General features: G+C 68.8%; 6 protein-coding genes. 2 read left to right on the top strand and 4 right to left on the bottom strand.

Annotated features, from left to right (window positions below):
• Positions 1-529: ESPR domain-containing protein (locus tag AC1DOC_RS18085; protein WP_478130202.1), on the bottom strand; the 529-nt coding region annotated here is incomplete at its 3' end.
• A 255-nt stretch (positions 530-784) separates the two neighbouring features.
• Here AC1DOC_RS18085 and AC1DOC_RS18080 point away from each other — a divergent pair.
• On the top strand, positions 785-1,135 hold the full coding sequence (locus tag AC1DOC_RS18080; RefSeq protein ID WP_015866628.1) for a hypothetical protein: 351 nt from the start codon (positions 785-787) through the stop codon (positions 1,133-1,135).
• 17 nt (positions 1,136-1,152) lie between these two features.
• Here AC1DOC_RS18080 and AC1DOC_RS18075 read toward each other — a convergent pair whose 3' ends face one another.
• The 3 genes from AC1DOC_RS18075 to AC1DOC_RS18065 form a co-directional block, all read right to left on the bottom strand.
• Positions 1,153-1,617: a GNAT family N-acetyltransferase gene (locus AC1DOC_RS18075; protein ID WP_278879667.1), complete on the bottom strand. Its 465-nt coding sequence runs from the start codon at positions 1,615-1,617 to the stop codon at positions 1,153-1,155.
• Between the two features lie 92 nt (positions 1,618-1,709).
• The gene (locus tag AC1DOC_RS18070; RefSeq protein ID WP_412511530.1) at positions 1,710-3,158 is read right to left on the bottom strand and encodes an NAD(P)/FAD-dependent oxidoreductase; all 1,449 of its coding nucleotides are present in this window, start codon (positions 3,156-3,158) and stop codon (positions 1,710-1,712) included.
• A 27-nt stretch (positions 3,159-3,185) separates the two neighbouring features.
• Positions 3,186-3,608 carry a nuclear transport factor 2 family protein gene (locus AC1DOC_RS18065; RefSeq protein WP_412511529.1) on the bottom strand — a complete coding sequence of 141 codons (423 nt, stop codon included), beginning with the start codon at positions 3,606-3,608 and terminating at the stop codon, positions 3,186-3,188.
• A gap of 117 nt (positions 3,609-3,725) precedes the next feature.
• Between AC1DOC_RS18065 and pdxR the strand changes: the two genes are divergently transcribed.
• Positions 3,726-5,246, top strand: a complete 1,521-nt coding sequence (gene pdxR, locus AC1DOC_RS18060; RefSeq protein WP_412511528.1) for a MocR-like pyridoxine biosynthesis transcription factor PdxR — start codon at positions 3,726-3,728, stop codon at positions 5,244-5,246.
• Positions 5,247-5,268 lie beyond the last annotated feature (22 nt).

Here is a 5,268-nt window from a genome sequence, read left to right as displayed (position 1 = left end):
AGCTGCCAGAGGACGCGAAGGTGCTGGAGCCCATCAAAAGGCCGTAGTAGCCGCCGCCACCGCCGCCGCCGTATCCATTGCCGTTGCTGAAATCGCCGGTCTGCGATTGGCCCGCGCCGCCGCTGGCCCCCTGCAGCACGCCGGGGGAGACGACGGTGCTGGAGCTGCCCGCCGCACCGCCCGCGCCCGCGGTGGCGCCGCTGAAACTTCCGACGTCGGCGGCGGAGCCCGCCGTGACCGCGGCGTCGGTCGACGATCCGCCGTCGCCGCCATGCGCTGCAACGGAGGTGTCATTGAGTCCGCCCGCGCCGCCGCTGCCGTTGCTGCCGCCGGTGCCGGCGTGCAGCGCGCTGYCCACCGGCTGGCCGCCTGCGCCGCCCTGGGCCAGGGTCGGGCCGGCACCCAGGCACAGCACCGCCATGGCAACGGCATGCAGGCCGGTCGTGCGCACATGGCCGCGTGCGATTTCCGGCGCGGCCACCCATGCGCCGAGCGCCGGATTCCAGAGGGTTCGGAAGGTCTTGTTCATGGATTTACCTTTTTCACGGCTTGTTTCCCCTAAGTGATCTGCCAACTGGCGACGCCTGCGGTCCATGGCGGACCCAGGCGTTTTCCCGTGAAATCACTGTAGGAATTGCGGCGCCCGCGCACATGAGCGGTGCGTCCCTTCTGCGGGGAGACAAGCGTCCCGACCGCGCGCGCCCCAACCATGACAAAGCGCCTGCCGGCCGGGCTGCCTCTTGTCCTACAGGAAAGATGCGGCCCAGCCGCGAGGATCGAGGGCATGAGCAAATCGATCTTTGCGTGGGCGAGTGCGGCCGCGTGCTGCTGCGCCATCGCCACCGCCGCAATGGCGGAGCCGGTGAAACTGCCCCTGGACAGCGACGACAAGGGCACCGTCTACGTGGCGCCCAACATCAATTCCACCGAAACCTCGGCCTACACCAAGGGCGCGACCGTCGGCGTGCAGCGGCCCGACGGCAGCGGCAGCTACATCGGCACCGACACCTCCACGCCGCGGCCCACCTACTCGCTGGGCGCGAGCACGGGCGGCAATGTGTCGCTCACGGGCGGCGTGCTGACGGACGGCAAGGCCAACAACGGCGTGAAGGCCGGTGTGACCATCAAGTACTGAGCTTTACCGGGCGATGTTCAGACCATGGTGCCGTACACGATGAAGCCGTCGTGCGTGGCCACCTTGTCGTAGAGCGCGCGCCCGGCGACGTTGGTCGTGTGCGTCTGCCAGTAGACGCGGTGCGCGCCCACGCGCTTCACATGCGCGTACACGCCTTCGATCAGCTGCCGCCCCACGCCGCGGCCGCGCTCCGACGGCAGCGTGAACAGGTCCTGCAGGTAGCAGTTCGGCTCGATGCGCGTGGTGCTGCGGTGAAAGAGGTAGTGGGTGAGGCCCACCAGCTGGCCGTCGCGCTCGGCCACCAGCGCGTGCACCGGCTCGTAGGCATCGAAGAAGCGCTGCCACGTCACCTGCGTGATCTCGTCGGGCAGGGCCGTGGGGCCCTCGCGCTGGTAGAAGGCGTTGTAGCCGTCCCATAGCGGCTTCCATGCCGCGTAGTCGTCGGGCGCCGGAGGGCGGATCAGGAGCGAAGAGGTCGTCATGCGTCGGTGGCTTGCACGTTGAAAACATGCAATTGCAACACGGCCCGGCTTGGCGCGCGAAGAAAAGGCCCGAGGCCCTGCTCGCCGCACCGCTACTTCTCGTCGCGCAGCCAATACCACTTGTAGAGCATGCGCTGGCCGATGCGGCGGAACGGCGCGAAGGCGGGCGATTCCACCATCCCCAGCACATTGGGAAAGGGCAGCGCCGACTTGTAGATCGGAAGCTCGAACACCTCCTTGCCCGTGTCCTTGCCGGCCACGCGCTCGGCCAGCCGCTTGCCGGCCCAGGTCGAGAAGGACACGCCGTTGCCGCCGTAGCCCACCGCATACCAGATCTTCCGGTCCGCCTCGGGCTGCGTGATGCGCGGCATCATGTCGTGGCTCATGTCGACCCAGCCCCACCACGAGTAGTCGATGCGGATGCCCGCGAGCGGTGGGAACTTGCGCGCGATGGCGTCGGTGAGCAGCTTCAGGTGCACCGGGTGCTCGGCGTCGGCGCCGCTCACCGAACTGCGGCTGCCGATCTGCAGCCGGTTGCCCTTGAGCAGCCGGTAGTAGAAGCGCAGCGTGCGCGTGTCGGTCAGGAAGGTCTGCGACCTGAAGTTGGTGGCCTGCAGCTCGGCCTCGGTGAGCGGGCGCGTGACCACCGAGTTGGAGAGGATCGGCATGATGCGGTTCTTCAGGAGCGGGCTCAGCGCCTGCCCGGTGTAGCCGCCGGTGCACACCGCCACGCGGCGCGCGCGCACCACGCCGCCGGGCGTTTGCAGGTGGTGCACGCCGTCGATGGTCTGCCAGCCCTGCACGGGGCTCGAGGTGTGCACCTTCACGCCCAGCGCGCGGGCCTTGCGCATCAGGCCGAAGGTGAACTTCAGCGGGTGGATGCCCACGCCTTCGGGCTCGAACATGGCGCCGGCCGCCTCGCGCTCGTCGCAGTAGTCGCGCCGCACTTCTTCGGCCGTCAGCATGCGCGTGGCGTAGCCGAACTGCTCGCGCATCACGCGCGCCTCGGCCTCGAGCACCGCGAGCTTTTCGGGCCGGTGCGCCAGGTAGAGATGGCCGCCATCGAAGGCGTCGCAGTCGATCTGCGTCGTGAGCTGCTTGAAATTCTCGAAGCCGCCGCGGATCTCGGCGTCGAGCCGCCGGGCGGTGTCCAGGCCCCAGCGCTGGATCCACTGCGAGCGCTTGAGCCGGCCGCTCGCGTTCTGCCCCTGGCCGCCGCTGCGGCTGGAGCAGCCCCACGACGCCTGGTTGGCCTCGAGCACCGTCGCCTGGATGCCGTGCTCCTGCGCCAGGTAGAGCGCGGTCGACATGCCGGTGGCACCCGAGCCGATGATGGCCACGTCGACATCGATGTCGTGCACGAGCGGGCCGTCGTCCTCCGGCGGCGTGCCGGCGCTGGCCACCCACCAGGTGGGCGCATAGGCGCGGCCGGCGCCGGGATCGGGCGCGACCAGCGGGTCGTAGCGCGGGTCGTAGGGCCGGCTCGGGGGCTGCGGCTGCGGTTGCGGTGCGGAGAAGGAGGCAGTGCCGGACAGGGTCATGATGCGGGAGCTCCCCGAACGGCCGGCCTAGCGGGCCGCCGGCAGGTTGGGGCGGGCCTTGCGGAACACGTTCTTCAGGTGGATCTTTCCGCCCCTGAAGGTGAAGACGTCGATGCCATCGGCCTCGATGCGGCTGCCGTCGGAAGCGGTGCCCGTGAAGGTCCACTGCGAGGTGCCGAAATCGCCGTGCACGAAATGCCGGCCATTGATCCACTGCGCATCGGGCACCGCCTGCCATGCCGCCGCGAAGGCCTTTCGCACCGCCTCGGTGCCCACGTGGCGGGTGCCGCAGGCGTCGGGGCCGGCGGCGGTCTGGAAGATGCAGTCGGCGGTCATGAAGCCCATCAGCGCGTCGATGTCGTGGCGGTTCCATGCATCGCTGAACGCGGCCAGGGTTTCGGTGCTGACGGAAGAAGCAGAAGAAGAGGAAGAAGAAGGCTGTGCGGTCACGCGGGGCTCCGGGATTGAATGGCGCAAGCGTAGGCAGCCGGCCGCCCGCGCGATAGGGCCAGATGCGGGGATTCGACCGAGCCAGAACGCCGCGCTTGCCCTAAACTGCGGCGCACCATGGCCAACCCCAGAGCCACTCAATGGGCGCAGCTCTTCGCGCTGCCCGACCAGCCCGCCTTGCCGCTGCAGGCCCGTCTGCGCGCCGCCGTGGTGCAGGCCATCCTCGAGGACCACCTGAGCCCCGGTGCCTCGATGCCCTCGTCGCGCGAGCTTGCCGCGCTGCTCGGGCTGAGCCGCAACACGGTGACCTCGGCCTATCTGCAATTGATCGACGAAGGCTTCCTGGAAGCGCGTCCGCGCAGCGGCGTGTTCGTGGCGCACAACGCGCGGCCGCTGTCCGCTGCGCATGCGGAGCCGCTGGTGGGCCGCAGCGGCCAGGCCAGCCAGCCGCCCGACTGGTCGGGGCGCGTGCTGCGCTCGCTGGAGGGCAAGCCCACGTTGTCGAAGCCCGACCGCTGGCGCGACTATCCGTTCCCGTTTGTCTACGGCAACTACGACCCGCAGCTTTTTCCGACCGAGGATTTTCGCGAGTGCTGCGCGCGCAGCCTGGCGCGCTCGCAGCTGCCGCACTGGACGCCCGACTTCGAGACCGACGACGTGCCCGACCTGATCGAGCAGATCCGCACGCGCTTGCTGCCCAAGCGCGGCGTGTTCGCGCTGAAGGAAGAAATCCTGGTGACGCTCGGCGCGCAGCATGCGTACTACCTCTTGGCCGATGCGCTGTTCGACGAGCACACCCGCGTCGGCCTGGAAGAGCCCGGCCATCCGCATGCGCGCAACAGCTTCTCGATGCGCAACCCCAAGTGGGTCGAGGTGGCGGTGGACGAGGAGGGCCTGGTGGTCGATGCGCTGCCCGCGGCCGACTATCTCTTCGTGACCCCTTCGCACCAGAGCCCGACCACCGCCACGCTGAGCCTGGAGCGCAGGCAGTGGCTGCTGCGCAAGGCCGAGCTGCAGGACTTCGTGATCATCGAGGACGACTACGAGGCCGAGAACCTGTACGAAGGCACGCCGATGCCGGCGCTCAAGAGCCTGGACAAGACCGGGCGCGTGATCTACGTGGGCTCGGTGTCCAAGAGCCTTTCGCCCGCGCTGCGGCTCGGCTTCATCGTGGCGCCGCGCGCGCTGATCAAGGAACTGCGCGGCATACGGCATGCGATGGTCCGGCATCCGAGCGCCTTTTTGCAGCATGCGTACGCGCTGTTCCTGTCGCTCGGGCACCACGAGTCGCATGCGCGGCGCGTGAACCATGCGATGCAGGAGCGGCTTGCGCTTGCGGCCAAGGCGCTGCGCGAGCACCTGCCCGAGTTCGAGTTCACGCTGCCGCAGGGCGGGGCGTCGATCTGGGTGCGGGCGCCGGCGTGGGTCGACGCGGGCGAGCTGTCGCTGATGGCACGCAGCCATGGGGTGCTGATCGAGGCGGGGGATGTGTTCTTTGCGAAGCCGCCTTATCCGTGTCCGTTTTTTCGGTTGAGGTTGTCGTCTATTGCTGCCTCGCAGATTCCTTTGGGGATTCGGGCTCTGGGAGTTGCGTTTGAGGAATTGGCTTTGGCTCGGGGGGAGGTGAGGGCGCATTGAGTTCCGGAGCCGGGTCTCGCCC

It is taken from the genome of Variovorax sp. 01T439_2, from assembly GCF_056398445.1.
This window is presented reverse-complemented; position numbering and strand designations above follow the sequence as displayed.

Coding starts and splice junctions, on each gene's coding strand:
- AC1DOC_RS18080 (WP_015866628.1), top strand. CDS start 785: ATGAGCAAATCGATCTTTGCGTGGGCGAGTGCGGCCGCGTGCTGCTGC.
- AC1DOC_RS18075 (WP_278879667.1), bottom strand. CDS start 1,617: ATGACGACCTCTTCGCTCCTGATCCGCCCTCCGGCGCCCGACGACTAC.
- AC1DOC_RS18070 (WP_412511530.1), bottom strand. CDS start 3,158: ATGACCCTGTCCGGCACTGCCTCCTTCTCCGCACCGCAACCGCAGCCG.
- pdxR (WP_412511528.1), top strand. CDS start 3,726: ATGGCCAACCCCAGAGCCACTCAATGGGCGCAGCTCTTCGCGCTGCCC.